Annotated in this window: 1 tRNA gene; it reads left to right on the top strand. The window is 45.3% G+C overall.

Annotated features, from left to right (window positions below):
- Window positions 1–53: 53 nt before the first annotated feature.
- Window positions 54–129 (top strand) — tRNA-Ala (locus ACN6NB_RS19525).
- Window positions 130–258: the final 129 nt, after the last annotated feature.

The raw sequence follows: 258 nt of genomic DNA, 5'->3' as shown, positions 1-258 counted from the left end.
TTTGGGACCAAGGGGTCGCAGGTTCGAATCCTGTCTTCCCGACCATCTTTTATGGGGCCTTAGCTCAGCTGGGAGAGCGCCTGCCTTGCACGCAGGAGGTCAGCGGTTCGATCCCGCTAGGCTCCACCAATATGATCTTTGAAAACTAAACAAGACAAAACGTACCTGTTAATTCGAGTTTTTATAAAAAAATCCTATGATACTTCATAGGTAGTCAGTCAAACGCTGACGAAAAACAAAACTTCGGTTTTGTACTTT

The organism is Bacillus sp. 11B20 (assembly GCF_056098985.1).
Note: the sequence above shows the minus strand (reverse complement) of the source record. Positions and strands in the feature narration are given on the sequence as shown.